The 26,845-nt window shown below is 68.2% G+C and carries 17 protein-coding genes; 5 read left to right on the plus strand and 12 right to left on the minus strand.

Annotated features, from left to right (window positions below; genetic code table 11):
* The first annotated feature begins 16 nt into the window (after positions 1-16).
* Positions 17-1,408, plus strand: a complete 1,392-nt coding sequence (bioA, locus tag QP457_RS16690) for an adenosylmethionine--8-amino-7-oxononanoate transaminase (RefSeq protein WP_218946662.1) — start codon at positions 17-19, stop codon at positions 1,406-1,408.
* Entirely contained in the window at positions 1,399-2,136 is a 738-nt protein-coding gene (locus QP457_RS16695) for a 16S rRNA (uracil(1498)-N(3))-methyltransferase (RefSeq protein WP_180166102.1), read from the plus strand. Before bioA ends, QP457_RS16695 begins: the two co-directional genes overlap by 10 nt.
* 101 nt (positions 2,137-2,237) lie before the next feature.
* Here QP457_RS16695 and QP457_RS16700 read toward each other — a convergent pair whose 3' ends face one another.
* The 7 genes from QP457_RS16700 to pilG all read right to left on the minus strand — a co-directional run bounded on the left by QP457_RS16700 (position 2,238) and on the right by pilG (position 14,161).
* Entirely contained in the window at positions 2,238-2,702 is a 465-nt protein-coding gene (locus QP457_RS16700; protein ID WP_205406155.1) for a chemotaxis protein CheW, read from the minus strand.
* Complete coding sequence (locus tag QP457_RS16705; protein WP_100554178.1) at positions 2,699-4,033, minus strand: chemotaxis protein CheB; 1,335 nt, start codon at positions 4,031-4,033, stop codon at positions 2,699-2,701. The genes QP457_RS16700 and QP457_RS16705 overlap by 4 nt, the downstream gene beginning before the upstream one ends.
* Positions 4,020-10,670 carry an Hpt domain-containing protein gene (locus tag QP457_RS16710; RefSeq protein ID WP_205406156.1) on the minus strand — a complete coding sequence of 2,217 codons (6,651 nt, stop codon included), beginning with the start codon at positions 10,668-10,670 and terminating at the stop codon, positions 4,020-4,022. Before QP457_RS16710 ends, QP457_RS16705 begins: the two co-directional genes overlap by 14 nt.
* 100 nt (positions 10,671-10,770) lie before the next feature.
* Positions 10,771-12,807, minus strand: coding sequence for a methyl-accepting chemotaxis protein (locus QP457_RS16715; RefSeq protein WP_205406157.1), 2,037 nt, complete (start codon positions 12,805-12,807; stop codon positions 10,771-10,773).
* A gap of 41 nt (positions 12,808-12,848) precedes the next feature.
* Positions 12,849-13,379 carry a chemotaxis protein CheW gene (locus QP457_RS16720; protein ID WP_025877750.1) on the minus strand — a complete coding sequence of 177 codons (531 nt, stop codon included), beginning with the start codon at positions 13,377-13,379 and terminating at the stop codon, positions 12,849-12,851.
* The gene (locus QP457_RS16725; protein ID WP_025877749.1) at positions 13,379-13,741 is read right to left on the minus strand and encodes a response regulator; all 363 of its coding nucleotides are present in this window, start codon (positions 13,739-13,741) and stop codon (positions 13,379-13,381) included. Before QP457_RS16725 ends, QP457_RS16720 begins: the two co-directional genes overlap by 1 nt.
* An 18-nt stretch (positions 13,742-13,759) precedes the next feature.
* Positions 13,760-14,161, minus strand: a complete 402-nt coding sequence (gene pilG / locus QP457_RS16730) for a twitching motility response regulator PilG (RefSeq protein WP_005418455.1) — start codon at positions 14,159-14,161, stop codon at positions 13,760-13,762.
* Positions 14,162-14,401: 240 nt separating this feature from the next.
* Between pilG and gshB the strand changes: the two genes are divergently transcribed.
* Complete coding sequence (gene gshB / locus QP457_RS16735) at positions 14,402-15,349, plus strand: glutathione synthase (RefSeq protein ID WP_205406158.1); 948 nt, start codon at positions 14,402-14,404, stop codon at positions 15,347-15,349.
* A complete protein-coding gene (locus QP457_RS16740; RefSeq protein ID WP_205406159.1) occupies positions 15,349-16,233 on the plus strand; it encodes an energy transducer TonB in 885 nt (294 codons plus the stop codon). Before gshB ends, QP457_RS16740 begins: the two co-directional genes overlap by 1 nt.
* Positions 16,234-16,753: 520 nt before the next feature.
* On the opposite strand, the gene tsaB is transcribed toward QP457_RS16740, so the two are convergent.
* The 4 genes from tsaB to mrcB form a co-directional block, all read right to left on the minus strand.
* Positions 16,754-17,467, minus strand: a complete 714-nt coding sequence (gene tsaB / locus QP457_RS16745; RefSeq protein WP_205405156.1) for a tRNA (adenosine(37)-N6)-threonylcarbamoyltransferase complex dimerization subunit type 1 TsaB — start codon at positions 17,465-17,467, stop codon at positions 16,754-16,756.
* 9 nt (positions 17,468-17,476) lie between these two features.
* Positions 17,477-19,525 carry an ATP-dependent DNA helicase gene (locus tag QP457_RS16750; protein ID WP_205405157.1) on the minus strand — a complete coding sequence of 683 codons (2,049 nt, stop codon included), beginning with the start codon at positions 19,523-19,525 and terminating at the stop codon, positions 17,477-17,479.
* A gap of 575 nt (positions 19,526-20,100) precedes the next feature.
* Positions 20,101-20,637 carry a tetratricopeptide repeat protein gene (locus QP457_RS16755; protein ID WP_205405158.1) on the minus strand — a complete coding sequence of 179 codons (537 nt, stop codon included), beginning with the start codon at positions 20,635-20,637 and terminating at the stop codon, positions 20,101-20,103.
* The gene (gene mrcB, locus QP457_RS16760) at positions 20,634-23,075 is read right to left on the minus strand and encodes a penicillin-binding protein 1B (protein WP_100460104.1); all 2,442 of its coding nucleotides are present in this window, start codon (positions 23,073-23,075) and stop codon (positions 20,634-20,636) included. The genes QP457_RS16755 and mrcB overlap by 4 nt, the downstream gene beginning before the upstream one ends.
* Positions 23,076-23,170: 95 nt before the next feature.
* On the opposite strand from mrcB, the gene QP457_RS16765 reads away from it, so the two are divergent.
* Positions 23,171-25,270, plus strand: a complete 2,100-nt coding sequence (locus QP457_RS16765) for a glycosyltransferase (RefSeq protein WP_205405159.1) — start codon at positions 23,171-23,173, stop codon at positions 25,268-25,270.
* Here QP457_RS16765 and QP457_RS16770 read toward each other — a convergent pair.
* Entirely contained in the window at positions 25,267-26,832 is a 1,566-nt protein-coding gene (locus QP457_RS16770) for a hypothetical protein (protein WP_205405160.1), read from the minus strand. The genes QP457_RS16765 and QP457_RS16770 overlap by 4 nt on opposite strands.
* Positions 26,833-26,845 lie beyond the last annotated feature (13 nt).

The following is a 26,845-nucleotide window of genomic DNA, read 5'->3' on the forward strand; positions in this document are numbered from 1 at the left end:
TGTTCATGAGCCCGAAATGCTAGCAGACCCAACCCCCTCTCCGCTGGTCCAGCACTGGCGGCAACGCGACCTCCAGGTCCTATGGCACCCGTGCACGCAGATGCGCGAGCATCCGCACACGTTGCCGCTGGTGCCGATCGCCCGCGGCGAAGGCGCCTGGCTGATCGATCACGACGGCAACCGCTACCTGGATGCCGTCAGCAGCTGGTGGACCAACCTGTTCGGCCATGCCGAGCCGCGCATCGGCGGTGCCATCGCCGCCCAGGCCGGGCAGCTGGAACAGGTGATGCTGGCCGGCTTCGGCCATGAACCGGCGATCACCCTGGCTGAACGCCTGCTGGCCCTGGCGCCGCGCCAGCCCGGCCGCGCGCCGCTGGCCAAGGTGTTCTACGCCGACAACGGCTCGGCCGGCGTCGAAGTGGCGCTGAAGATGGCCTTCCAGTATTTCCAGAACCGCGGTGAGACCCGGCGCACGCGCTTCGTCTCGCTGGAGAACGGCTACCACGGCGAGACGCTGGGCGCCCTCGCACTGGCCGACATCCCGCTGTATCGCCGCGTCTATGCGCCATTGCTGGCCGAGGGCCTGTTCGCGCCCTCGCCCGACGCCTACCTGGCCGAGCCCGGACAGAGTGCGGCCGACCGCGCACGCCAGGCCGCCGACGGCCTTGCCACGCTGTTCGACCAGCATCCGGGCGAAATCTGCGCGGTGATCCTGGAGCCACGGCTGCAGTGCGCCGGTGGCATGCGCATGCACGATCCGGCCTATCTGCAGCGCGTGCGTGAACTGTGCGACGCCCATGGCGCCTTCCTGATCGCCGACGAGATCGCCACCGGCTTCGGCCGCACCGGCACGATGTTCGCCTGCGAGCAGGCCGGGGTGATGCCTGATCTGCTGTGCCTGTCCAAGGGCCTGACCGGCGGTTTCCTGCCCTTGGCTGCGGTGCTGGCCACGCAGGCGCTGTATGACGCGTTCCTTGATGATTCGCGCGAACGTGCCTTCCTGCATTCGCACAGCTATACGGGAAACCCGCTGGCCTGTGCGGCGGCGTTGGCCACGCTGGACATCTTCGGCGACGACGATGTGATCGCGCGCAACCGCGGCATCGCCTCGGTGATGGGAACCTTGGCCGCACCGTTCGCCGACCATCCACACGTGGCCGATGTGCGCCAGGCCGGGATGGTGGTGGCCTTCGAACTGACCCGCAACGGCGACAAGCGCACGCCCTTCGATCCGGCGCTGAAGCTGGGGCTGCATGCCTACAAGGCGGCGCTGAAGCGCGGTGTGGTGCTGCGCCCGCTGGGCAACGTGCTGTACTGGATGCCACCGTACTGCGTGGACGACGAACAACTGGAGCTGCTGGCGCATACGACGCTGGCAGCCATCGACGAGGCGATTGCATGCGCGTGACCCGCTGCCCCATCGACCTGGCGCTGCACAGCGGCCAGACCGTGACCCTGCCGGAAGAGACGGCCAACCACCTGGTGCGGGTGATGCGCCTGCGAGAGGGTGACACCTGCGTGCTGTTCAACGGCGATGGCCACGACTATACCGCGACGCTGACGCTGGCCGGCAAGCGCGAAGTGCAGGCGCGCATCGACCAGGTGCAGCCGATCGGCAACGAATCGCCGCTGACCATCACCCTGCTGCAGGGCATTGCACGCGGCGAGAAGATGGATCTGATCCTGCAGAAGGCCACCGAACTGGGGGTGAGCGCGATCGTTCCGGTGAATGCCGAGCGTACCGAGGTGAAGCTGGATGCAGCACGCGCGGAAAAGCGCGTGGCGCACTGGAACAACGTGGTGCAGTCGGCCTGCGGGCAGTCCGGCCGTGCGCGCATTCCGCAGGTAGGGCCGCCGCAGTCGCTGGCGCAGGCCAGCGCGGCACTGCCCGCCGACACGTTGCGGTTGACCCTGGACCCGCTGGGAGCGCACCGGCTGTCGACACTGCAGGCGGCGCCCGCCGGCGGCGTGGTGATCGCCATCGGCCCGGAAGGTGGCTGGTCGCCACGTGACCGTGAACAGCTGGCGGCCGCAGGCTTCCAGGGCCTGCAGTTGGGCCCACGTATCCTGCGCACGGAAACCGCAGGCCTGGCCGCGATCGCGGCATTGCAGGCACGGTTGGGCGATCTGGGATAAGCGACGGATCGCGCGACCACTGCGCTCGCCGGGCATGGCCCGGCGCTACCCGATATCCGGAACGCCTGCGGTAGCGCCGGGCCATGCCCGGCGGATTCCGGTCACGCCGTCAGCGAATCCAGCGCGGCTTCCAGTGCGTCGAGATTCGGCAACAGCGCGCTCTGTTCACCCAGCAACACGCGCATGTGCACGATGTCGGGCAGGTTTTCCTCGGACGCGTCGGCCAGCAGGCCATCGCGCGGTACCGAGATCAGCTGCGGGAAGCTCTGCGTCAACAGCGCGTAGTAGGGACGCTCCGGGTTGCCGCTGAGTGTCTTGAGCACCACCACCTTGTTGTGGCCGGCCACCGTCTCTTCGCCCAACCCGGAGAGCCGTGCGAACGACACCAGCGGCACCTGCCAGCCGTGCCAGCCGATCTCACCCACCAGCCAGCGCGGAGCGTCGTCCACCGCCTGCACCGGCACCCGCGACATCATCTCGGCCACGGTGGCATTGGGCAGCAGGACCCGTTCGGCACCGGCCGAGATCAGGACGCCGCGGATCTCATCATTGCTGGCGTAGCTCATGCGGCATCTCCGTCGTCATCCAGGCCCCAGCGCGCGGCGATCACCTGCGCCAGTTCCTGCGGTTCACCGGCCACCATGCCGGCTGCGACCACGGCCGTTGCCGCAGCCGGGTCGTAGCAGCCTTCGCCCACCTGCCCGGCTACCCAGGCGCCGGCGGCGGCAAGATCCAGCGCCGGGCCGACATGGGCCAGATCGGCACCACTGAGCAGCACCAGCGCGCTGTGCTCGGCCGACAGCGCGGCAATCGAGATGCCCTGCGCTTCGGTCTGGAAATACAGGCCGTCGGCAGCAGCGTGCACGCCGATGTCATCGGCCAGCACATGCACTTCGCCCGCGGTGGCGCGCTGGCCGGCTTCGGCCAACTGCACCGGCAGCGGTGATACGCGCGCCATCTGCTTGACCAGGTTGCCGTAGCGGCCGCCGTCCAGGCGCATGTGCACCAGAACCGGCACGGCCAGCCCGCTGGGCAGTGCCGCGAGCAGGCGGCGCAACGCATCGGGGCCGCCGATACCGGCCAGGACCAGCAGCGCACCGGCGCGGCTGCCTGCGGGTGCGGCGGCGTCCAGGTCGACCAGTGACAGATGCTCGGTGTCGAACGCCGGTTCCGGCGCCGCGACCGTCGCAGCAGCACGCGGCTCTGCCGGCGCGTCGCTGGCCTCGTCGACCAGCGACCAGGCCGTGTGATCGGTGAACGCCGTCGGTGGAGCTGCCGGCACCGGCGGCGGTGCAGCCGCTGCATCAGCGGGCGTCGCCGTCTCCGCCAGCACCGGCTGCAGCGCCGCCAGTGCCTGCTCCAGCGCGATCGGCTCATGCAGATGTGCCGGCGGCGAATAGAGGCCATCTGCCGGCACGTCGTCGGCCCACGAACGGGCCTGTTCCAGGTGCGGCTGCAGCGCGGCTTCCTTCGGCACCGGCGGCGGCGTCGACGGCCGGCCCGGCTCAAGCTGCAGTGCCGGTTCGTCCTCGGCACCCGGCGGCAGCACCTGCTGGTGGCCGTGCAGCTTGGCGGCCAGGTGGCGGCCCCAGCGTTGCGCTTCCCACCCATCGCGGCGCGCGGCCAGTTCAGCCTCGTCGAACACCAGGGTCAACCCGGGTGCCGACAGCGCCGGTTCCAGGCGCTCCAACGCATCTTCAATGGCCGCTTCCAGCGCGATCACCACGAACTGCGGGCGTGCATCCTGCAGCGCCTGCGGTTCCAGCGTGATGGGATCGTCTTCCAGCACGATCTGCACGTCGGCATGGGCCAACGCCTCGCGCAGGCGCTCGCGCGCCGCGCCCGGGCGGGCCAGCAGGGCTACGGCCGGAACCGGATCGAGGTCACTCACGGACACGGGCAATCCCCAGCAAGTCGTACACGTTACGCATCAGGTCCAGCTCCTGGTACGGCTTGCCCAGGTAGCGCTGCACACCGATTTCGAAGGCGCGCTGGCGGTGCTTGTCGCCGCTGCGCGAGGTGATCATCACGATCGGCACGTCCTTGTAGCGCGGGTCGGCGCGCATTGCGGTAGCCAGCTCGTAACCGTCCATCCGCGGCATTTCGATATCCAGCAGCATCAGGTCCGGCACGCGCTCTTCCAGCTGTTCCAGGGCTTCGACGCCATCGCGGGCGACGCTCACCTCGAAGTTGTGACGCTCCAGGATGCGGCCGGTGACCTTGCGCATGGTCAGCGAATCGTCCACCACCATCACCAACGGCACCTGGCGTTCCTGACGGGGTGCATTGACCAGCACCGGCGCGGTCGGGTTGGCCAGGAAGCGACGCACCAGCGGGGCCACGTCCAGGATCACCACCACGCGGCCATCGCCGGTGATGGTGGCGCCATAGATGCCCGGTACCGAGGCGATCTGCAGGCCCACCGGCTTGACCACGACTTCGCGGTTGCCCAGCACCTGGTCGATCGCAACGGCGGCGCGCAGGTCGCCCGCGCGGACCAGCAACAAGGGCACCTGGGCCTGGCCGTCGGCGCGCGCCGGCGCCTGGCCGACCAGACTGCCGAGGTCGTACAGCGGATAGTCTTCGCCGCCGTAGCGGTAGCTGCTGTCGGCCGCTTCGAAGCGTTCGTGCGACAGCCGTCCAATGCCACTGACCGACGCCACCGGTACTGCGAAGGTGGTTTCGCCGATCTGCACGAACACCGCCTGGGTGACCGCCAGCGTCTGCGGCAGGCGCAGGGTGAAACGCACGCCCTGGCCACGTACCGACTGGATATCGACCGAGCCGCCGAGCTGGCGCACTTCGTTGCCGACCACGTCCATGCCGACGCCACGGCCCGCCAGCTGGCTGACCTGGTCGGCAGTGGAGAAGCCCGAAGCAAAGATCAGGTTGTCCAGTTCCTGCTCGCTCGGCTGCGCATCGGCAGGCAGCAAGCCGCGTTCGATGGCGCGACGGCGGATTGCCTCACGATCCAGGCCCGCGCCGTCGTCGGCCACGTCCAGCACGATTTCCGAGCCTTCACGGTGCAGGCGGATGGCGATTTCGCCCTCTTCCGGCTTGCCGGCGGCACGACGTTGTTCCGGCGCTTCCAGGCCATGGGCAACCGAGTTGCGCAGCATGTGCTCCAGCGGCGCGACCATGCGATCAAGCACGTTGCGGTCGAGTTCGCCGTGGGTGCCTTCCAGGGTCAGGTGGACCTGCTTGCCGGTGTCCATGCCGGCCTGGCGGACCACCCGGCGCAGGCGCGGCACCAGGCCGTCGAACGGCACCATGCGCGCGCGCATCAGGCCGTCCTGCAGTTCCGAACTGACACGCGACTGCTGCTGCAGGAGCGAATCGTACTGGCGCGACAGATCGTCCAGCACGCCCTGCAGGCCACCCAGATCGGCGGCGGACTCGTTCAGCGCGCGGCTGAGCTGCTGCAGGGTGGAGAAACGGTCCAGTTCCAGCGGATCGAACTTGTGGTCGGCCTGGTCCTGCTCGCGCTGGTAGCGGGCAACGATCTGCGCCTCGGTTTCCAGGTCCAGGCGACGCAGCTGGTCGCGCAGACGCGCGTTGGTGCGTTCCAGCTCGCCCATCGCGCCGCGGAAGGCACCGAGCTGCTGTTCCAGGCGCGAACGGTAGATCGCCACTTCGCCGGCGTGGTTGACCAGGCGGTCAAGCAGGTCGGCGCGCACACGCACCTGTTCCTGCTGCGGACGGGCCAGCGGGTCTTCTTCGGTGGAGCCTTCCACCGGCAACGGTGCCGACAACGGGGCGTCGACCACGGCCACGGCCGGAGTGACCTGCGGAGTCTGCTCCGCCTCGGTGGCAGCAGCGGCTGCAGCTGCGCTGGCAGCGGCGGCGATGTCGGTCGTGGTCCGTGCTTCAAAGGCATCGAGCAGATCCTGTGCCGGCTCGACAACGCGATGTTCACCAGTGCGCGTCAGCAGCTGGTGCAGGCGGTCGAAACCGCGCTCCAGCATCTGCACGTCACGACGTTCGATCTCGGTGCGCCCGCCGGCGACAGCCTCCAGCAGCGATTCGATGCTGTGGCCGAGATCGCCGATGGCGTTGATGCCCGCCATGCGCGCGCCACCCTTCAGCGTATGCAGATCGCGCTGCAGGCCGGCCAGGGCTTCGCGATCCTGCGGCGCTTCGCGCAGTTCGCTGATCAGCCCATCGCAATGATCCAGCAGGTCCTTGCCTTCCTCGACGAAGATGTCGACCAGCTCGCGGTCATAGACGCTGAAGTCGAGCAGGTCGGCGCTGTCTTCGGACTCGGACTCGGTCTGGGCCTCGAGTACAGCCGTATCCGCCGGCACCACCGCATCGGCGCTGTCGACGGTGACAGGTTCGGCGTCGATCGCCGCAGCCTCCATCGCGACCGGCACCACGATCATGCCGCTGTCCGCCACGGTAGGCTGGCCCGGAGCATCTTCCAGTTCGAAGAAACGAGAGGGCGAAACGGCGTCCTGCGTCGAGTCCGTGGACTCGGCGTCTTCCACCGTCGCCGGGGACGGCTGGTCAGTGCTCTCTCCTTCACCGACCGCCGCCTCCCCGCCGACGTCCGCATCCTCGGCAAAGGCTTCCGCCTCGCCAGGCGCGAGTTCGCTGGCCTGCAGGCCGAGCACGGGCCATTGTCCGTCTTCGTCCCGGCCCTGCTCCTCGTCGATCACGTGCAGGCCGGCCTCGAGCGCGGCTTCCAGCGTGACCGGGTCTGCGAAGCCCGGCACAGCCATTTCATCCTGCAGGCTGGACAGCTCGCTGTCGAGTGGCACTGCAGCAGCGTCGTCATCCACCGCTGTTTCAGGTGTGAACGGCAGCGGCGTATTCAGGTCGTTTGCGACATCCGGGTCGCGGTCGTCAACCGGCAGCGCGCTGGCGTCCAGATACGGCGACAGATCGTCCACCGCAGTCAACGCGGCGTCTTCCAACGCAGTGTCTTCCGATGCCGCCACCGCCTGTCCGGCTTCAATCTCCGCGGCAACGAGCGTGGAAGCAGCCACTTCCAACGTCGATTCCGGTGCCGGGGCGTCCGGCATCGAAGGCCACCCTGCGTCGAAGTAACGCGACAGATCATCGCTGCCGGTCAACTCAGCGGACTCCAGGCCCGCGTCGCTCAACGCGTCCTCGCTGACCTGCACTGCATCCAGCACGTCGGTATCGACATTATCGGTATCACGCCCGGCTTCCGGCTCGATCCCGACCTCATGCGTCGACACGTCCACATCGGTATCGGCATCGGCGACCAGCGAAAGCAGCTGGTCGTCTTCGTCTTCATCCTCGACGTCCAGCCCGGTCATCGGCCAGCGTGCTTCCGGCAGTTCACCGGCCAGCGCCTGCAGGCGCTGCGCCAGTTCAGCCTGCGGCGCAATCCGCGGCTGCTCGGCCTGCAGCGCGTCCATGGTCGCGTTGATCGCCTGCGCGGTCTCGTCCAGGGCCGCCACGGCGTCATCACCGGGCACCACCTCGGCGGCCAGCGCGCGCTTGATGTACGACTCGGCGCCGCCGGTAACGGCGGTGATTTCCGGCACTTCGGTCATCGCGAAGGCGCCGTTCATGGTGTGCACCGCACGCAGCAGCGCATCGCTGACCGGCTGCGGCGCCTGCTGCGCCGAGCGCAACCAGCCCTGCAGCGTGGCCTGGTGCAGTTCCACCTCGGCTTCCAGGATTTCGCGCAGCACGCTGTCGATGTTGGCCGGCGTACCCGCCGCTTCGACAGCGCTCTCTGCCGGGGCGTCGACAACCGGCTCGGCGCTGCCAACGGGCTCGACAGCATCGGCCGCTGTCACCAGCGCCGGTGCAGCAGCGCCCGGCAGCGCAACGTAGAACGTCTCTTCGCCTGCACCTACGCGATCGGCGATGGCCTGCATCGCCTGCAGGTCCACACTGACACGCTGCCCGTCGCGCAGTGCCGCGTTCAACTGCGGCAGTGCCGTGTATGCGTGATCGACCATCGCCAGCACCGCCGGCGTGGGGGCACGGGTGCCATCGAGCACGCGATTGAGCATGCCCTCGATCTTCCACGCGAACTCACCCAGGGTACGTGCGCCGACCAGGCGGCCACTGCCCTTCAGTGTGTGGAAGATGCGCCGGATCGGCCGCAGCCGATCCATGTTGTCCGGCTGCATGCGCCATGCCGGCAGCAGCGTACCGAGATTGCCGAGCTCGTCGTCGAATTCTTCCAGGAACACCTCGCGGATGTCCTGGTCGATGTTTTCGGCATCGTCGTCGAAACCCGCATCGAACCCGCCCTCGGCCACGGCCGGCGGTACGGTTTCGGCCGGCCCGGCAGTTGCCTGCATGGCCTGGGGATTGAAGTCGGCGGCGGCGGCATTCAGCTCTGCGAAGAACTGCGCATCGGCCTCGCTGAAGTCGATCGGCGCGATGGTATCCACATCGACCAGAGACACGGTCGGCGCAGCCGCCGATGCCGGCAGGTCTTCGGGCGCGCGCAGATCAGCGACCGGTTCAACGTAAGCCTCAGCCTCGGTCTCGGCGGTGGCGTCGGTCAATTCGGCAATGGCCAGGCCGTCGTCGAACTGCGGCACCGCAACTGCATCAATGAGTTCCAGCGTCGCAGGCGACTCCTGTTCGTCGTCCAGCGACAGCGTTTCCATCGCCTCCAGCGACAGCACGTCATCGGCGTTGTCCAGCAGGCTGCTGTCGAAACGGAACACCACATCGTCGTTCGGCTGCGGCTGGCCGTCCTGTTCGGCGGCAACCGGATCGAATGCCGGCGAAATGACCGCATCCAGCGGCGCAGCCAACGACGCCTCGTCCAACGACGTCGCCAGGAAGGCGTCATCGTTGCCGTCCACGGTGGCTACCTGCGCGTTGCCGTGTTCCAGCACCGGCGCTTCGGACAACGTCCAGGCAGCGGTATTGGACTGCTCGGCGGACAGCGGATCGAAGCTGACCGGATCGAAGCTGGCGAAGGTCGGTGCACGCTCGTCGCTGTGTTCGGCAGCCGTACCTGCCGGCGCGTCGAACCCGCCCAGTTCCCATTGCGGCACTTCCGGCGCGGGTGCGCTGGAGGCGGCAAACAGCAGTGGCGCCGGGGTGTCGCGCGGTTCGGCAGGGACAGCCGGCGTAGCCAGCGATCCGAACATCAGGCCATTGTCGGCGGCCGGGGCCTCCGGCAGCGGATCAAAGGTGAAATCGGGCAGCGAGGCGGGCACGTCGCCCGGTGTCGGCGCGGCGGCCTGCACGATGGCGTCCAGCGGTTCGATCTGCAGCGGAACGGCCGACACGGGCACGGCTTCGCGCTCGACCGGTTGCACCTGCTCGGCTGCGGCCACGCCGCGCTCGGGCAGCGGCCAGTAGCGCAGCGCTTCCAGGCTGCTGCGGGTGATGTCGAGGATGTCTTCGCGACCCGGACGGCGGTCGCGCAGCGCTTCCAGGTAGTACTCCAGGCTGGCCATGGCATCGGCCAAGGTGTCCAGCTGGCGTCCACTGGGCACGCGCTGGCGACCGATCAGTTCAGCTTCGATGTACTGCTGCACGCCGCGCAGGTAGTCGGCGGCGGTGCCCAGGTCGAGCATGCGCAATGCGCCGGAAACATCGCCGAGCAGGCGCGGCACGTCCTGCAGCTCCGCGTGGTTCCAGCTGGTTTCAATGAAGGCGACGAAATGCTCGCGGGCGGCGGCGAAATTGGCGATCGCCTCGTGCGCCAGCACTTCCACCGTGCGCCGGTTCTCCACCGCGCTCGGATCATCCTGGCCACTGCCACTGGCACCGAGGTGTGCGACCTGGTCGTCCAGCGATGCATCGACATAAAGCAGCGCACCGGCGATATCCAGCAGCATGTCTTCGTCGATCTGCTGGCGGCCTTCGACAACCCCGCGCAGTGCATCACGCTGCTGCACGACCACGCCGCGCGCGGCGCCCAGGCCGAGCATGCCCAGCGTATCGGCCACCGAGCCCAGCTTGGTCACCTGCTCCTGCAGCTGTTGCGGCGCGCCGTCGGTACGCAGGTGCAGGTCCAGGGCGTCCTTGACCTGCAGCAGTTCTTCCTTGACCGCGTTGCCGACGGTATCCAGCAGTTCGCGGTTGCGGCCGCTGAGGCTGCCACGCGCGTGGTCCAGCTCCGCTTCGGTGGCGGTCACCGAATCGGGCGCGAACGCGAACAGCACGCTGTCGTTGATCAGCGCTTCGCCACGTGCGGCGCGGATCTCGTTGAGCAGCGGCTGCAGCACGATCGGAATGTCACGGTGCCCGTTCTGCAGGCGCTCCAGGTAATCGGGCAGCAGCACGCTGCCGCGCATCAGGGTAGCGCAGGCCTCATCGCGCTCGGCCACCTCGCCCTTGCCGACAGCAATGGCGAGCTGTTCCAGCTCTTCGGCCACCATCGCCGGTGCATACAGTTCAACCATGCGCAGCGTGCCCTGCACCTGGTGCAGATAGCCGGCGCAGATGCGCATGCGGCTGCTGTCGCCCGGGTCTTCGGCGAAGTACTCGACCTCGTTGCGCACCAGGCGCAGGGTCTCGTCCAGCTCGGGCTTGACCCAGCCCAGGGCCGCGTGGCTCATCGCATCGCGCAGGCTGCTCATGGATGCGCTCCGGTCGCCGCCGCGCGACGGTCGCGCGGATCCTGGCGTGGGAAATGGAAATGCTTCATCGACTGGTTCCTTGCTCGCCGCCCTGCCCGTGTCACGCCGGCAGCTTGAAGTCGGCGACCGAACGACGCAGGTCGGCCGCCAGCTGCGCCAGGTGGCCGATCGACTCGGCGGTCTGCCCGGCACCCTGCGAGGTCTGGCCGGTGATCTGGCGGATCACGCCCATCGTGCGGGTGATGTCCGACGCCGCCGACGACTGCTGCTGCGCGGCGATGGAGATGTTCTTGATGAGGGTGTTGAGTGCGTTGGACACGCGCTCGATCTCGGTCAGTGCGGTACCGGCGTCTTCGGCCAGGCGTGCACCGGACACCACTTCGGCGGTGGTCTGTTCCATGGAGGTGACCGCTTCGTTGGTATCGGCCTGAATGGCCTGGACCAGGTTCTCGATGCGTCGGGTCGCACCGGAGGTGCGCTCTGCCAGGCGCTGCACTTCGTCGGCCACGACCGCGAAACCGCGACCGGCTTCACCGGCCGACGCCGCCTGCACGGCCGCGTTCAACGCCAGGATGTTGGTCTGCTCGGAAATGTCGTTGATCAGTTCCACGATCGAGCCGATCTCCTGCGAGGACTCGCCCAGGCGCTTGATGCGCTTGGAGGTTTCCTGGATCTGGTCGCGGATCTGGTCCATGCCCTGGATGGTCTCGCGGACCACGCCGGCACCCTCGGCGGCGATCACCACCGAACGCTGTGCCACGTCGGCCGACTCGGCCGAGTTGCGCGATACCTGCTCGATGCTGGCGGCGATTTCGCCGATCCGGTCCGATGCCGAGGTGATCTGGTTGGCCTGGTGGCCGGCCGCTTCGGCCAGCTGCATCGCCGTTGCCTGCGTTTCCTGGGTCGACAGCGCGACCTTGGCCGAGGTGTCGTTGATGGTGGTCACCAGGTGGCGCAGTTCATCCACCGCGTAGTTGATGGCGTCTGCGATCGCGCCGGTCATGTCCTCGGTCACCGAGGCTTTCACGGTCAGGTCGCCCTCACCGAGCGAGGAGATTTCATCCAGCAGCCGCATGATCGCCTGCTGGTTGCGGCTGTTGAACTCCACCTGGGTCTGGTAGCGCAGTTCCTGTTCGCGCGAGCGGCTGCGCACGTTGGTGGAGACGAAGCCGATGATCGCGATCAGCGACAGCGCACCGGATACCACGCCGATCCAGAAATTCGGGAACAGGCGGGTGTCGGACACCGAGCCGAACGAGGAGAACGCTTCGAACAGCTTGCGGCTGTCGGTCAGCATCTTCGCCGAACCCTGGCCCAGCGTGGCGGCAGCGGACTGCGCGGCGAACAGCTGGCGCGAGCTGGCCAGGATCGCGTCGGCGTCCTGCTTCATCGCCTCCCACTTCTGCTGCGACTGCTCCAGCGCCGCAACGGCGGCAGCGCCGCGCACGGCGGTGATGCCCAGATCCTCGTTGCCATTGCGCAGCGCATCGAGCACCTGCGAGAACACGGTGATGTCGCGGGCCAGCGCGTCGCCGGCAGCGGCCGCAGCCGTGCCGCCGGCACGGATTTCAGTCACGCGACGGGCCATCGAACCGGCCACCACCACCTGCTGCAGGGCACTGTAGACCTGCGACGCCGGGGCGCCGGAGGCGGACATCGCACGCACCAGTTCGTTCAACTGGGCCTGCAGGCCCGGCACCGCACCGGAGAAGTTGTTGGCGTTGCCGGCCAGGGCCAGCACCGCCGGCTCGCTGGCGACCAGCTGGCCGGCCTGCTTGCCCAGCGGCGTCCAGGTGTCGGCCAGGGTCGAGATCGCCCCGGAGACGCCCGGCTCGTTGCCGTAGCGCCCCTGCAGGGTCGACACGTTCTGCTCGATCGCGTTGCGGGTGGCCTTGAAGGCGGTGAAGGCCTGCGCGTTGCCGCCGACCGCGTCACGACCCTGGTTGGCCAGCTGCTGCGACAGCACCTGCAGGTCCGCTGCCTTGGAGCCGGCATCGGCCAGGCGGCTGCCCTGCCAGGTGGACACACCCGTGTTCACGCCGAACAGGATCATCGACAGCGCCAACAGCGCCAGCCAGAGGTTGCTGCCGCCCAGCCGCAGCTTGCCGGTCTTGGTGGCATCCGAAGCAGTACTCATCGTTCAACCTCGATTTTCAATGCAGGGGGCGATGCCCGGCCTCAGGCCGCGGCTTGCCGGAATTCAGGGGTACGCGACAGCAGCGAGAGCGAGAACACGCCCCAGTCGTTGCCATCGGCATGGAAAGCGCGATCGACGAAGTGCCCGTAGCGTCCTTCGGCCAGTGAACCGGCCTCGATCTGCTGGGTCAGCTCGAAACTGCGCTGGCCGAACAGTTCGTCGATGGTCAGGGCGACGTCGCCACCGGCCTGGCGCATGATCAGCACGCGCTGGCCTTCCTGCTGGACGGTGCGCGCACCTTCCAGGAAGTACTTCAGGTCGACCACCGGGAACAGGTTGCCGCGCAGGTTGCCCACGCCCAGCAGCCATGGCTGCGCGCAGGGCACCGGGGTCACCGGCGGCATCGGTACGATCTCCACCACTTCGCGGAAATCGGACACCAGCCGGCGCTGGCCGACACGGAATCCGACGCCACGCCACAGGTCCTGGGCGAACTGTCGCCCGGGTAGCTGCACCGCGTGGGCCAGGCTGCGCCGTTCGTAGGCTTCAAGAATGTCGAAGGGCGAGCGCATCAGGCCACCAGCTCGTTGATCCGCGCGATGAGTTCTTCCTCGCGCGGCGGCTTGACGATGTAATCGGCGGCGCCCTGGCGCAGCCCCCAGGCCTTGTCGGTTTCCATCGCCTTGGTGCTGACGATGATGACCGGGATGTGCTTGATCGCGGCGTCGCGGGCCATCGCCCGGGTCGCCTGGAAACCGCTCATGCCCGGCAGCACCACGTCCATCAGGACCAGCTGCGGCACCTGGTCGCGGACCAGCTGCAGGCCATCTTCGGCATTGTCCGCTTCCAGCACCTCATGGCCGGCACGGCGCAGCCATTGGGTGAACACCGCGCGGTCGGTCGGTGAATCCTCGATCAGGACGATACGAGCCATTGTGCCTTTCCCCCCTGGTCAGGCGTTGACGTACGTGCGGATGGCACCCAGCAGTTCTTCGCGCGTGAATGGCTTGGTCAGGTACTGCTCCGAGCCGACGATGCGCCCCCGCGCCTTGTCGAACAGACCATCCTTGGACGACAGCATGATCACCGGGGTCGCCTTGAACAGCTGGTTGCCCTTGATCAGTGCGCAGGTCTGGTAGCCATCCAGGCGCGGCATCATGATGTCGACGAAGATGATCTGCGGCTGCTGGTCGGCAATCTTGGCCAAGGCCTCGAAACCGTCCGTTGCGGTCACTACTTCGCAGCCTTCGCGCTTCAGTAGTGTTTCCGCAGTCCTGCGGATGGTCTTCGAGTCATCGATGACCATCACCCGGAGTCCTGCGAGCTCCCCGCCCGCAGTCGTGTTTTCAGTCATTGCCATTCCCCAAGCGCGCGGCCCAATCTTTGGCGGGAGCCGCTGCGAAAGCGTATCTATATCGCACTTCCCGCGCCCGCTTCAAGGGCGGTCCGTGGCGCGGGGCGTGGCGCCGGGCTGAACGTGACCGGATTGGCAATCACTGCGCAGCCGGGCAAGGGACGCTGCGTTGCACATCGCCGGGGAGGCGCACAGCCGGCGTTGCCGCTACCATCAACGCCTTGCCTGACAGGTGCGCCCATGCCGTTGAACGTCATCGTGGTGATGGATCCCATCGCCCACATCAAGATCGCCAAGGACACCACGTTCGCCATGCTGCTGGAAGCCCAGCGCCGCGGCCACGCCCTGCACTACGTGCGCCCGGGCGGACTGGCGCTGGAAGGCGGGTTGGCCGTGGCCTGGACCGCCCCCCTGCAGGTGCGCGACGACCCGGCCGGCTGGTACGAGCTGGGCGCATTCAGCCGGACTGAATTCGGCCCCGGCCAGATCGTGCTGATGCGCAAGGACCCACCGGTCGACGCGGAGTACGTCTACGACACCCAGGTACTGGATGTTGCCGCCGCCGCCGGTGCTTGCGTAGTCAACAACCCGCAGGGCCTGCGCGACTACAACGAGAAGCTGGCCGCGCTGCTGTTCCCGCAGTGCTGCCCGCCGACCCTGGTCAGCCGCGATGCCAAGGCGCTGAAGGCCTTCGCGCTGGAGCATGGCCAGGCCGTGCTGAAGCCGCTGGATGGCATGGGTGGGCGCTCGATCTTCCGCAGCGGCCAGGGCGACCCCAACCTGAACGTGATCCTGGAAACGCTGACCGACGGCGGCCGCAAGCTGGCCCTGGCCCAGAAGTTCATCCCCGACATCACCGCCGGCGACAAGCGCATCCTGCTGGTCGATGGCGAGCCGGTCGACTACTGCCTGGCGCGCATTCCGCAGGGCGATGAGTTCCGCGGCAACCTGGCCGCCGGTGGCCGCGGCGAAGGCCGCCCGCTGAGCGAACGCGACCGCTGGATCGCCGCCCAGGTCGGCCCGGAGATGAAGCGTCGTGGCATGCGTTTCGTCGGCCTGGACGTCATCGGTGACTACCTGACCGAGGTCAACGTGACCAGCCCGACCTGCGTGCGCGAACTGGACGCGCAGTACGGCCTGAACATTGCCGGCACCCTGTTCGACGCGATCGAGGCCGATCTGCACTGATGGATGCCGCACCTGCCGTCCTCGCCCCGCCGCCGCGCGAAGCGCAGCGGCTGGGCGCCACCATCGCCCTGTCGGTGCTGGTGCACGCCCTGCTGATCCTCGGGGTCGGCTTTGCCGTGAAAGGCGATGCGCCACTGGTGCCGACCCTCGAAGTGATCTTCAGCCAGACCCGCACCGCGTTGACCCCGAAGCAGGCGGATTTCCTGGCCGCCGCCAGCCAGGAGGGCGGTGGCGAACATGATCGTGCGCAGCGCCCACGCGACAACCAGGCCGGCATCGTGCCGCAGGCGCAGTCCGGCATCAGCCCGGTACCGCAGCAGCAACAGTCGGCAGCACCGGTGCCGCCGCCGCAGGCGCGCGTGGTCAGCAGCCGCAATGGCGAGGACACGGTGGCGCTGGCGCAGTCGCGCCCTACCCCGCTGCAGCCCACGCCGGATGCACCACTGACCGCACGCGAACAACGCGATGCCGAGATGGCGCGGCTGGCGGCGGAAGTGCACCTGCGTTCGGCGCAGTACGCCAAGCGCCCGAACCGGAAATTCGTTTCGGCCAGTACGCGCGAATACGCCTATGCCAATTACCTTCGCGCGTGGGTGGACCGCGCAGAGCAGGTCGGCAACCTGAACTACCCCGACGAAGCACGACAGCGCCGGCTGGGTGGACAGGTGGTGATCAGCGTGGGGGTGCGCCGCGATGGCAGCGTGGAAAGCAGCCGCATCCTGCGCTCCAGCGGCACGCCCCTGCTGGATGAGGCGGCGCTGCGGGTGATCCAGCTGGCGCAGCCGTTCCCGCCGTTGCCCGACAGCGACGATCAGATCGACATTCTGCAGGTCACGCGCACGTGGGTGTTCCTGCCGGGCGGCGAACTGCGCGACGACCGGTAAGGTTTTCTGCCCGGGCCTGCGGCCCGGGACCCGCTGGAAGCAACTGCCACTGCAACGGCAAGATCAAGAGCGGCGGTTGGGCTGTTGGTTTGGCGGGGCGGTGTGGGCTTGCAGGACACGCCGTAAACCCGTCCATGGGGGCTCGATGGCGCCATCCATGGCGCCAACGGTCCTGCAAGCCCACACCGCCCCACCTCTGACAGATCGCGGCGCATCTTTGCTGTTGGTAGGTGTCGACCTTGGTCGACACGACGTATCCACGCCATGCCTGCACAGTAGATCCACGCCATGCGTGGATGCGAGCGAAGCGATCTGCTTTTGACTTCGATCTTGTTTTTTTGATTTTGCGTGGCGGACGCGCACGGAAACTGTCCGTGGCCGGGCGGGTGGGCTGCGCAGGGGCGTGAGCCGCATGGATGCGGCGACCGAGCTTACATGGACGTACTTGCAGCGTACCCTGCGCAGCCCACCCGCCCGGCCAACCCACGGCTTCTGCTTTCAGCGACACGCCACGAGGGGCTCAGCCGTTGGCTTTCGCCTTCGCGTCCCGCGCAGCCTGCTGCTCGACCAGCGTCAGCGCCACGTTGTCACGCAGGTACGCCGGCTCGACCTTCTCCGCAGCAATACCTTCGCCGCGTGCGAACGCCGGCACCGCCAGTGCCAGCACATCCGCTGCATGCGGCAGCGCCGTCGCATCGAAGCGGCGCAGACCCGCACCCAGCTGCGCGACCAGCGCGCCCTCCGCCGCGGCAAAACCGGTGCCGACGCCGTAGACGGATGCGTCTTCCGGCAACGACACCGCCGTCGGTACGCACACGCGCTCGGCATCACGCGCCACCGGCAGTCCATCCACGCGCTCGAAACGTGCCACGTACAACTCGCCCATCCGCGCATCGATCGCCGACAGGATCTGCTTCTCTTCCATCGGCGCGCGCAGTGCCAGCACCTGCAGCGTCGACACCGGCAGCAACGGGCGATCCAGCGCCAGCGCGATGCCCTGCGCCAAGGCGATCGCCAGGCGCACGCCGGTGAACGCACCGGGACCACGACTGAGTGCGATGCCGTCCAGCTGGCGGCGGCTGATGCCGGCCTCGGCCAGCAGCTCCTCCGCCCACGGCAGACTCAGTTCGGCATGCCGGCGGGGGGCGATCTCGAAGCGTTCCAGTACCTGCCCATCGACATGCAGGGCTACGGAACAGGCTTCGGTGGCGGTTTCAAAGGCGAGCAGTTTCATCGGATCGGGTCAGAACAGGGGGAACGTGGCACCGGGGGCCGGCTCCGGGCCCGCCACGGCGGCGGTCGGGGCTGCGGCATCTGCCACGGGGGCCCATTGTGGCGCAAAGAAGGCCTGCACATCGGCCAGTGCCCGGGTTCGCCGGAACGGCGGCAGCGACTGCAGGAAGACCTTGCCATAGCCACGGTTGAGCAGACGCGGGTCGCACAGCACCAGCACGCCGCGGTCGGTCTCGCTGCGGATCAGCCGGCCAACGCCCTGCTTCAGGGCAATGACCGCCTGCGGCAACTGCTCGTCGCGGAACGGATTGCCGCCCTGGGTACGGATTGCTTCCAGCCGCGCTTCATACACCGGATCATCGGGCGTAGCGAAGGGCAGCTTGTCGATCACCACCACGCTCAATGCCTCGCCAACCACATCCACACCCTCGCGGAAGCTGGCCGATCCCAGCAGCACGCCATTGCCGGATTCGCGGAAACGCTGCAGCAGGGTCGCGCGCGGCGCTTCGCCCTGCACGAACAGCGGCCAGGGTCCATCACGCAATGCCTCGGCTGCTTCGCGCAGCGCACGATGCGAAGCGAACAACAGGAACGCCCTGCCCTGCGACGCCTGCAGCACCGGGCGCAGCACCTGGATCAATGCGGTTCCGAAACCGCGCGCGGCCGGATCGGGCAGACCTTCAGGCAGATAGCACAGTGCCTGCTCGGGCCAGTTGAACGGGCTGGGCTGCACCAGTGTCTGCGGATCGTCCAGGCCCAGGCGCGTGGCGATGTGCTCGAAGCCGCCGCCAACGGTCAGCGTGGCCGAGGTGAAAATCCATGCGGCATGGCTGCGCTCGCGATGTTCGCGCAGCGGCGCGGACACATCCATCGGCGTGCGCTGGCAGCGGAAACCGCGCGGGGTCAACTCGTACCAGAGCACGTCGCCGGCGGCGGCGCTCGTTTCGGCGGGATCGGCATCGAAGTCGAGTGCGGGCTCTTCATCGCCGAGCCAACGGCCCAGCCGCGAGATCGCCTCACGCGCGCGTGCATGACAGGCATCCAGGCCGGCAGCGGCTTCGCGCAGCGGTTGCAGTGCCTGCTCCAGCACCACCAGGCTGGACATCACCGCATCGAAACCCTCGCGCACCTGCGGCATTGCCAACGCCCGCCACTGCGTACCGCGCGCGGGCAAGCCCTCCATCGCAGCACGCAGCGCAGACAAGGCCTGCTGCAGATGATCGACCGGTTCCTGCAATGCCGACTGCGCGCCACCCACGCCGCGCGCTTCAACCAGACAGTCACGGCCCAGCTCCTGCCAGGGGCGCATGCCGAAGCCCTCGCCGAAGAACTGCGCGGCCAGCTCGGGCAACTGATGGGCCTCGTCGATGACGAAGGCCTGCGCGCCGGGCAACAGCTCACCGAAGCCCTCCTGCTTCAGCGCGAGATCGGCGAGCAGTAGATGGTGGTTGACCACGACCAGGTCGGCGGCCTGAGCACGCTGGCGGGCACGCACGACGAAGCAGTCATCCCAGAAGGGACACTCGTTGCCCAGACAGTTGTCGACGGTGGAGGTGACCATCGGCAGCAGCGGCGAGTCATCGGCCAGGCCATCGAGTTCAGCGATATCGCCCGAATCCGAGCGGCCGGACCAGGCCAGGATGCGCTGGAACTGTGCCGCCTGTTCGGGGCTGGAGAATCGCGGTTCACCGCGTGCCTGCTGCAGGCGATAGCGGCACAGGTAGTTGCTGCGTCCCTTCAGCAACGCGCTGCGCAGGCCGACGCCCAGCGCTTGGCGCACGCGCGGCAGGTCACGGTGATAGAGCTGGTCCTGCAGCGCGCGGGTACCGGTGGAAATGATGGTGCGCATTCCGGACAGCAGCACCGGCACCAGATAGGCAAAGGTCTTGCCGGTGCCGGTACCGGCTTCGGCGAGCAGCAGGTCGCGCTGCTGCATCGATGCGGCAATGGCCTCGGTCAGGCGCAGCTGCGCAGGACGCGGAACGAATGCATCCAGATGGGAGGCGAGCGCGCCGCCTTCGCTGAGGGCTTCGCGGCTGGCATGGACAAGGTCGGACATCAGGTGGAAAGGATACCCGGCCGGGCGCTGCCCGGCACCCGTTTCAAGCCGGAGCACAGGCAAAAGCAACGGCAACCGCGTTTGTTCATGGCTCTGGGTTGCTACGTGCTGGGGTGGGTCGGACAGGGCAGGCAGGACACGCCGTGAACCCATCCCTGGGGGCTCGATGGCGCCATCCATGGCGCCAACGGTCCTGCCTGCCCTGCCCGCCCCACCCTCGACAGTTTCCCGGTGACGGGAGGCAAAGGCGGAGCAGAAGCGGTTGGTTTGGACGGGGAAAGTAGAACGGGTCGGAGCCGTTTTCCCTTGGAAAACGGCTCCGACCCCTCAGCGAGCGCGCGCAGCGCGCGACCCGCGTTTGAGTTTGATTTTGTTCTTGCCTGCGGCGGCCACAGGAAACTGTCCGTGGCCGGGTGCATGGGCTGGACAGGGGCGTGAGCCGCATGGATGCGGCGACCGAGCTTACATGGACGTACTTGCAGCGCCCCCTGCCCAGTCCATGCACCCGGCCAACCCACATCAGGCCATCAGCCCGCCCGCCGCAGAGGGGGCAGCGCCCGATGGAGGGGAATACCTCAGTACCGCTTGATCCCCGGCACCGTGCAACCTTCAATCTGCGCATGCGCCGACACCGCATTCTCCTTCTCGCCCCGCGCCAGGCGCGCCTGTTCGATCGTCGCCCAGTGCCGGCGGCACAGCGGCCCCGTCTTCGAACCCAGGTCCACGGCCTTGCGCGCGAACGTTTCCGCCTCTGCCCACTGGCCCTGCAGCAGCGCCAGTTCCGCGCGTTCCTGCAGTACCGACGGATCACCGGCCACGATCTGCAACGCCTGGTCCAGGCTGGCGGCCGCGCCGGCCAGATCACTGGCCTGGCGCTGGCTCAGCGCCGTCTGCCGCAGATCCTCAACCTGTGAATCGCGCAGCGGCTGCACCGACAGCTCCTTGTCATCCGGGCCTGCTGCTGCTTCCACGGCTGCCAGCCGCTGTGCGGGCGTGGTGGTGTCCACCGGCTTGGTGACCTGCGGCGCGCTGCTCACGCAGGCCGCCAGGGCCAGGCTGAGGCCACTCAGGACCAGGGGCTGGAACAGCGAACGGATAGTCATCGGCATCATCGGCTTGGAGGAGGAGTCGCTGCAGCGGGTGCTGCGGCAGGTTCAGCGGCGGGTTCCGGTTTACGGTCAAGGCCGAACCAGCTGCGCCAGCCGCCGCCCTCGCCTTCGGCACCGCCCTGGGCGTCCGGCACGGCGGCCGGTGCACACGGTTCGTAGGCAGGCGCATAGCCCACCACGAACGGGAATCGCCGCGCGCCCGGGCAGCCTTCATCGGTGCTGTTGGTACCGGTCGCCGCAACCGGCTGCCAGTCGAGGCCCTTGTTGCTGACTTTCAGCGGCGCGGTCGGCAGGCGCTGGAAGATGCCTGACCAGACGCGCATCGCGCCGGTGGCGCCGTACAGGCCGGCCTGTTCGTTCTGGTCGTTGCCCATCCAGATCACCGCCAGATGGTCGCCGGTGTAACCGGCATACCAGCTGTCGCGGCCATCATTGGTCGTGCCGGTCTTGCCGGCCGGCTGCAGCCGGCCCAGGCCATCGGCATTCAAGCGCTGCGCGGTACCACTGGCCACCACCTGCTGCAGGCCGATGCTGATCAGGTTGGCGGCAATCGAGTCGCCTTCCTGTGCCGGTGCGGGGGTCTTGTCGTAGCGCTTGAGCAGCTTGCCTTGCGGATCAAGGACACCACGCACTGCGTGCAGCGGCTGGATCTCGCCACCTGATGCCAGGAACTGGTACAGCTGCGCCATCGCGTACGGGCTCTGGTCGGTCGAACCGAGGATCACCGCCGGGTTTGCCTCGGCCTTGATGCCGGCCAGCACGTGGATCAGCTGGGTCACCCGTTCCGGGCCGACCTGCATGCCCACGCGTACCGTGGCCTGGTTGTAGGAATGAGCCAGCGCATCGATCAGGCGCACGGTGCCATGGCTGCGGTTGTCCGCATTGCCGGGATTCCAGTTGCGGCCGCGGCTGAGCTGCACGGTCACCGGTGAATCGTCGACCCAGCTGGCCAGCGAGTAGCGGTCCGGCTGCGCGAGTGCTAGCAGGTACACGAAGGGCTTGAGCAGCGAGCCAACCGGGCGCTGCGCCTCGATGGCGCGGTTGAAGCCGACCTCGGACACTTCGCGGCTGCCGATCACCGCCACCACGTCGCCGTTGTGCACGTCGGTCATCACCAGGCCAGCCTGCAGCTCGGGGCGACGCTTGCTTTCCAGCGACTTGATGGTGCGCGTGACCGCGCCTTCGGCATAGGCCTGCGCGGACGGCGACATGCCGCTCATCACGCTCAGGCCGGCACCCTGCAGGGCAGATTCCGGATAGTCGTGGCCAAGCTGGCGACGCACCAGGTCAACGTAGGCGGGGAAGCGGTTGGCCGCCACCAGGCCCGGGGTCTTGGGCACGCCCAGCGGCGCCTTCAACGCACGCTGGTACTCGGCATCATCGATCAGGGTCGCCTCGTGCAGCTTGCCCAGCACGAAGTTGCGACGGTCCAGCGCACGCTCGGGATTGCGGCGCGGGTCGTAGTACGACGGCCCCTTGACCAGGCCGATCAACAGCGCGATCTGCTCGGTTTCCAGCGAGGAAAGATCGCGCCCGAACCAGAACTCGGCACCGGAGGACATGCCGTGGATCGCCTGGCTGCCGCGCTGGCCCAGATACACCTGGTTGAGGTAGGCCTCGAAGATGGTGCGCTTGTCATAGCGCGCTTCCATGATCAACGCATACAGCACTTCGTTGAACTTGCGGGTATAGGTCTGTTCCTTGCCGATACCCAGCAGGCCACTGCGGGCCAGCTGCTGGGTCAGGGTGGAAGCGCCCTGCCGGCTCTGCCCGCCGGAACGGACCGTCACCCAGACCGCGCGCGCGATGCCGGACAGATCGATGCCGTGATGGCGGTTGAAATCCTTGTCCTCGACCGCCTGCAGGCCAGTGACCAACAGGTCCGGGGCCTCGTTCATGCGGATCAGGCGGCGCTCTTCCTGCTTCTGCCCATACAGCGTGGCGATGCGCGCAGGATCCATGCGGGCCGCCTTCAGCGCCTTGCGGCTGTCGGCGTCGCGCAGCGAGGCGATGCTGCCGCCGGACAGCGACAGCTCGACCCGACGCGCCGCGACCTGGCCGTCGACATCGTTGTAGCCGCGGCTGGAGATGACGAAGCGGCCGCCCTGCACCGCATAGGTTGCCGGTTCCTTGCCCTGGCCATCATCGCGATAGGCCGAGGCGGCCAGCTCGGTCTTCAGGGTCGCCGCATCCATCGCCTTGCCGGGTATCAGCACCAGCGGGCGTGCATAGACGCGCGTCGGGATCTGCCAGCGCAGTTCACCAAAACGTTGCGTCACCTGTTGGTTCAGGTACAGCGTATAGGGGATCAGGAAACCCAATCCCAACGCGACCGCCGCCATGCTCCAGGTGATCAGCCGGCGGCGCCAGAGCGGACCGGTGTCCTGCTGGTCGTCGTCGTCGAAATCGTCGATATCGTCTGAATCGTAGCGTCGGGGCACGGGAATGCGACAATGTAGGGTCTGGCGAGTCTACCCCAGCCGCTGCGGCAGGCGAATTCTCCCGGCCCCCCTGCTTAAGCTGGAGTTGCACCCGGATGGCGATGTCCCTGGCCGAAATCCGCTACCTGATCAATCGCCTGACCGGGCTGGCCCGCCGCAGCCTGGCCAGCCTGCGCACCCGCGGCTGGCGGGCCACCTGGCAGCGGATCCGCGTGCACAGCCAGCGCGCCGTCCCAGCACCGCGCAAACCGTTGTACCTGCCACCGGCACAGCCGTTCGCTCCCTTCACGGTGCCGACCAGCGATACGCCGGACGTCAGCATCGTCATTCCGGTCTACAACCACGTCGACCATACCCTGGCCTGCCTGCGCGCCCTGGCCGCGCACCCGCCGTCGGTGCCCTGCGAGATCCTCGTCGTGGACGACGGCAGCAGCGACGCTACGGTGCAGTGGATGCCGCAGATCAGCGGTCTGCGCTACGAAGTGCGCGAGCGCAACGGTGGCTTCATCGAGGCCTGCAACGATGGCGTGTCGCGCACGCGCGGTCGCTACGTGGTGCTGCTCAACAACGATACGGTGCCGCAGCCGGGCTGGCTGGAAGCATTGCTGGACACCTTTGCGACCGTCGCCGATGCCGGCCTGGTCGGCAGCCAGCTGCTGTACCCCGACGGCCGCCTGCAGGAATCGGGCGGGGTGATCTTCGCCGATGGCAGTGGCTGGAGCTACGGCCGCTTCGAAGCGGCCGATGATCCCCGCTTCGCCAGCCTGCGCGACGTCGACTACTGCTCCGGCGCCGCGCTGATGCTGCCCCGCGCACTGTGGCGACAACTGGGCGGCTTCGACACCCGCTACAAGCCGGCCTACTACGAAGACACCGACCTGGCCTTCCGCGTACGTGCGCAGGGCCTGCGCGTGCTGGTGCAGCCGGCCAGCCGGGTGATCCACGATGAAGGCACCAGCAACGGCACCGATACCGGCAGCGGCGTGAAGGCCTACCAGGTACGCAACCAAGGTGTTTTCGCAGCCAGATGGGCCGCTGAACTGGCCTCCCATCCGAAGGTCGGCGAAGTGCCCTCGCCGGCGCTGCTGCTGCGCGGCCGGCGCCAGGTGCTGATCCTGGATGAGGAAGTGCCGCGCCCGGAGCGCGACTCCGGCTCGCTGCGGCAGGTCAACCTGATCCGCCTGCTGCTGCAGGGCGGCGCCCACGTGGTGTTCGTGCCCACCCGGCGCGAACACGGCGGCACGGCGACCGAAGCTCTGCAGCGGATGGGCGTGGAAGTCTGGTACACGCCCTTCCTGGACGGTGTTGCAGGCTGGCTGCGCAGCCACGGCACCCGCTTCAACGTGGTGATGATGGTGCGCCACCACGTCGCCAACGAATGCCTGCCGCTGCTCAAACGCTATGCACCGCAGGCCCGCACCGTGTTCGACACCGTCGACCTGCACTACCTGCGCGAGCGCCGTGGGGCGGAAGTGGCGGGCGATGCTGGCCTGCTGCGCAACGCCGAACGCACCCGCGCCAGCGAACTGGCAGTGATGGACCGGTGCGACATCACCGTGCTGGTCAGCGCCGCCGAGCGCGAACAGCTGCAGGCCGATGCACCCCAGGTGCGGGTGGAGCTGATCTCCAACCTGCATGAGGTTGCCGGCGCGGGCGCGCCGTTCGCGCAGCGCCACGACCTGGTGTTCGTCGGCGGCTTCCGCCATCCGCCGAACCTGGATGCGATGGAGTGGTTCATCGGCGACGTGTTCCCGCGCATCCGCGGTGCGCTGCCGCAGGTGCGCCTGCATTGCATCGGTGCCGGCGCACCTGACACGCTGCATGCCCTGGCAGCCAACCAGCCGGGCGTAGTGATGCATGGCTTCGTCGAAGACATCGTTCCGTACATGGACGGTGCCCGCATCGCCATCGCGCCGCTGCGTTTCGGCGCTGGCGTGAAGGGCAAGATCAACCTGAGCATGGCCCATGGCCAGCCCGTGGTCGGCACCACCTGCGCGGTGGAAGGCATGCACCTGCGTGCCGGCCAGGATGTGCTGGTGGCCGACGATGCAACGGGCTTTGCCGATGCGGTGGTCCGCCTGTACCAGGACCCCGTTCTCTGGCAGCAGCTGGCCGCCGCTGGCCTGGCCAACGTGGCCGAGCATTTCTCGCTGGATGCCGCGTCGGCGACCGTGCAGCGGGTGTTCTTCGACTAGTCGATGTGGCCGCCAGCGTGCCGCAGGCGGTCCTCGAACGCGGCAAGTTCGGCCAGATCCGGCTGCAGCCGCCGCACCTGCTCCACGGCCGAGGCGGCAAATTCCACATCACCGCGACCCAGCCGCTCGCTGCCGATCGCCAGCCAGCGCTGTGCCAGGCGGGAACGCGCATCGGGCAATCCTGCGGCGGTCGGCGCCAGCGTCTGCCAGGCCTGCAGGCAAGCGCCCGCAGCCTGCACCCGGTTCTGTCGCAGGTTGTCATCGAAGCAGGACCTGCTGGCGGGCAGCAGACGCGCTGCCGCCGCCTTGACCCGGCTGTCGCGCGGCGCCAGTGCCTGCGCTTCGCGCAACGCATCGAAGGCGCTGTGACCGGGGGGGCTGATCCACTGCCCGGCACGCTCGGCACGATCGATCTGGCGCAACCGATCACGCAGCTGGCGCTCACGCTGGGCAGCGCTGATGCCCGGCTGCTGCAACGACTGGCGTGCCTGTCGCGCACGCTGCAGGCGCTGTGCCAACTGCTGCTGCGCCGCCTGCGAAGCACCAAGCCCTGCCGCCAGCGCAGCATCCTTGTCGGCCGCCTCGAACTGGAAGTCGTCGGCCCGCTTCTGGCTGCGCGCCAGCAATGCCTGCACGGTCTGCTCGCGCCCACGCAGTGCAGTGGGATCATCGGACGTGACCGCCAGCACGGCCTGGAAACTGTCTGCGGCCGTCTCGAGCTGCTGACGTTTGAGCGCACGCTGGCCCTGCTGCAGCCGCTGGTCGACGGCCTGGGCCAGCGCTTCCTGGCTGGCAGGAAGCTCGGAATGACCTGCATCGAACTGGCGTGCACGCTGCAGGATCGCGGCCGCCGTGGCCAGTTCGCCGCGCGCGGCCTGTGCACGCGCCTGCTGCAGCAGATCGCTCAATGCATCCTCGCGACCTTCCAGCGCAGGCAGATAGTCCGGCTGCAGCGCCAGCACACGCTGGAACAACGGCAGCGCGCTGCTGTCGCCGTCGTCCAGCCGCCCTGCTGCAAAGGCATTGCGGGCCTGTGCAAGCAAGGCACCGATGCCAGCGCCGGCGCGACGACGCGCCTGCAGCTGCTGGGCCACTGCATCCGCTTCGGCGCGCGGCACCTGCAGCTCACGCGCCAACGCCAGGGCCTGCGCACTGCCGTCCAGGTCGCCCGCCTGCAGCCGCTCACGCGATTGCTGCAACGCCGCCGCGCCGGTGCGGGCCAGGCCCTGCCGCGCCTGCGGGCGGTCGCCATCCAGGGCCAGCACCGCCTGGTAGCGCTCGCGTGCGCCGCTGCCGTCGACCGCAGTCAGGCGCCCGTCGGCCAGCGCGCGATCGCCCTCGGCCAGCAGTTGCTCTATCTGTGGCTCATCCCAGAACCAGTCGGCCAGCGGCTTGCGCACCAGCACCAGCAGCACGAACACCGCTGCAGCCGCCAACAGCGCCCAACGCCACACCCGGCGCGCATGGCGCGCCTGCAGCCACCACCAGCGGCTTTCGCGGCGAACGCGATCGAGCGCCGGATGTGCGGCGCCGTGTGAGCGATGCGGGGGCTCGCGTTCCATGCGTGCAGGGTAG

The sequence above is a fragment of the Stenotrophomonas sp. As-7 genome (assembly GCF_030291015.1).
GTDB classification, from domain to species: Bacteria; Pseudomonadota; Gammaproteobacteria; order Xanthomonadales; family Xanthomonadaceae; genus Stenotrophomonas; species Stenotrophomonas lactitubi.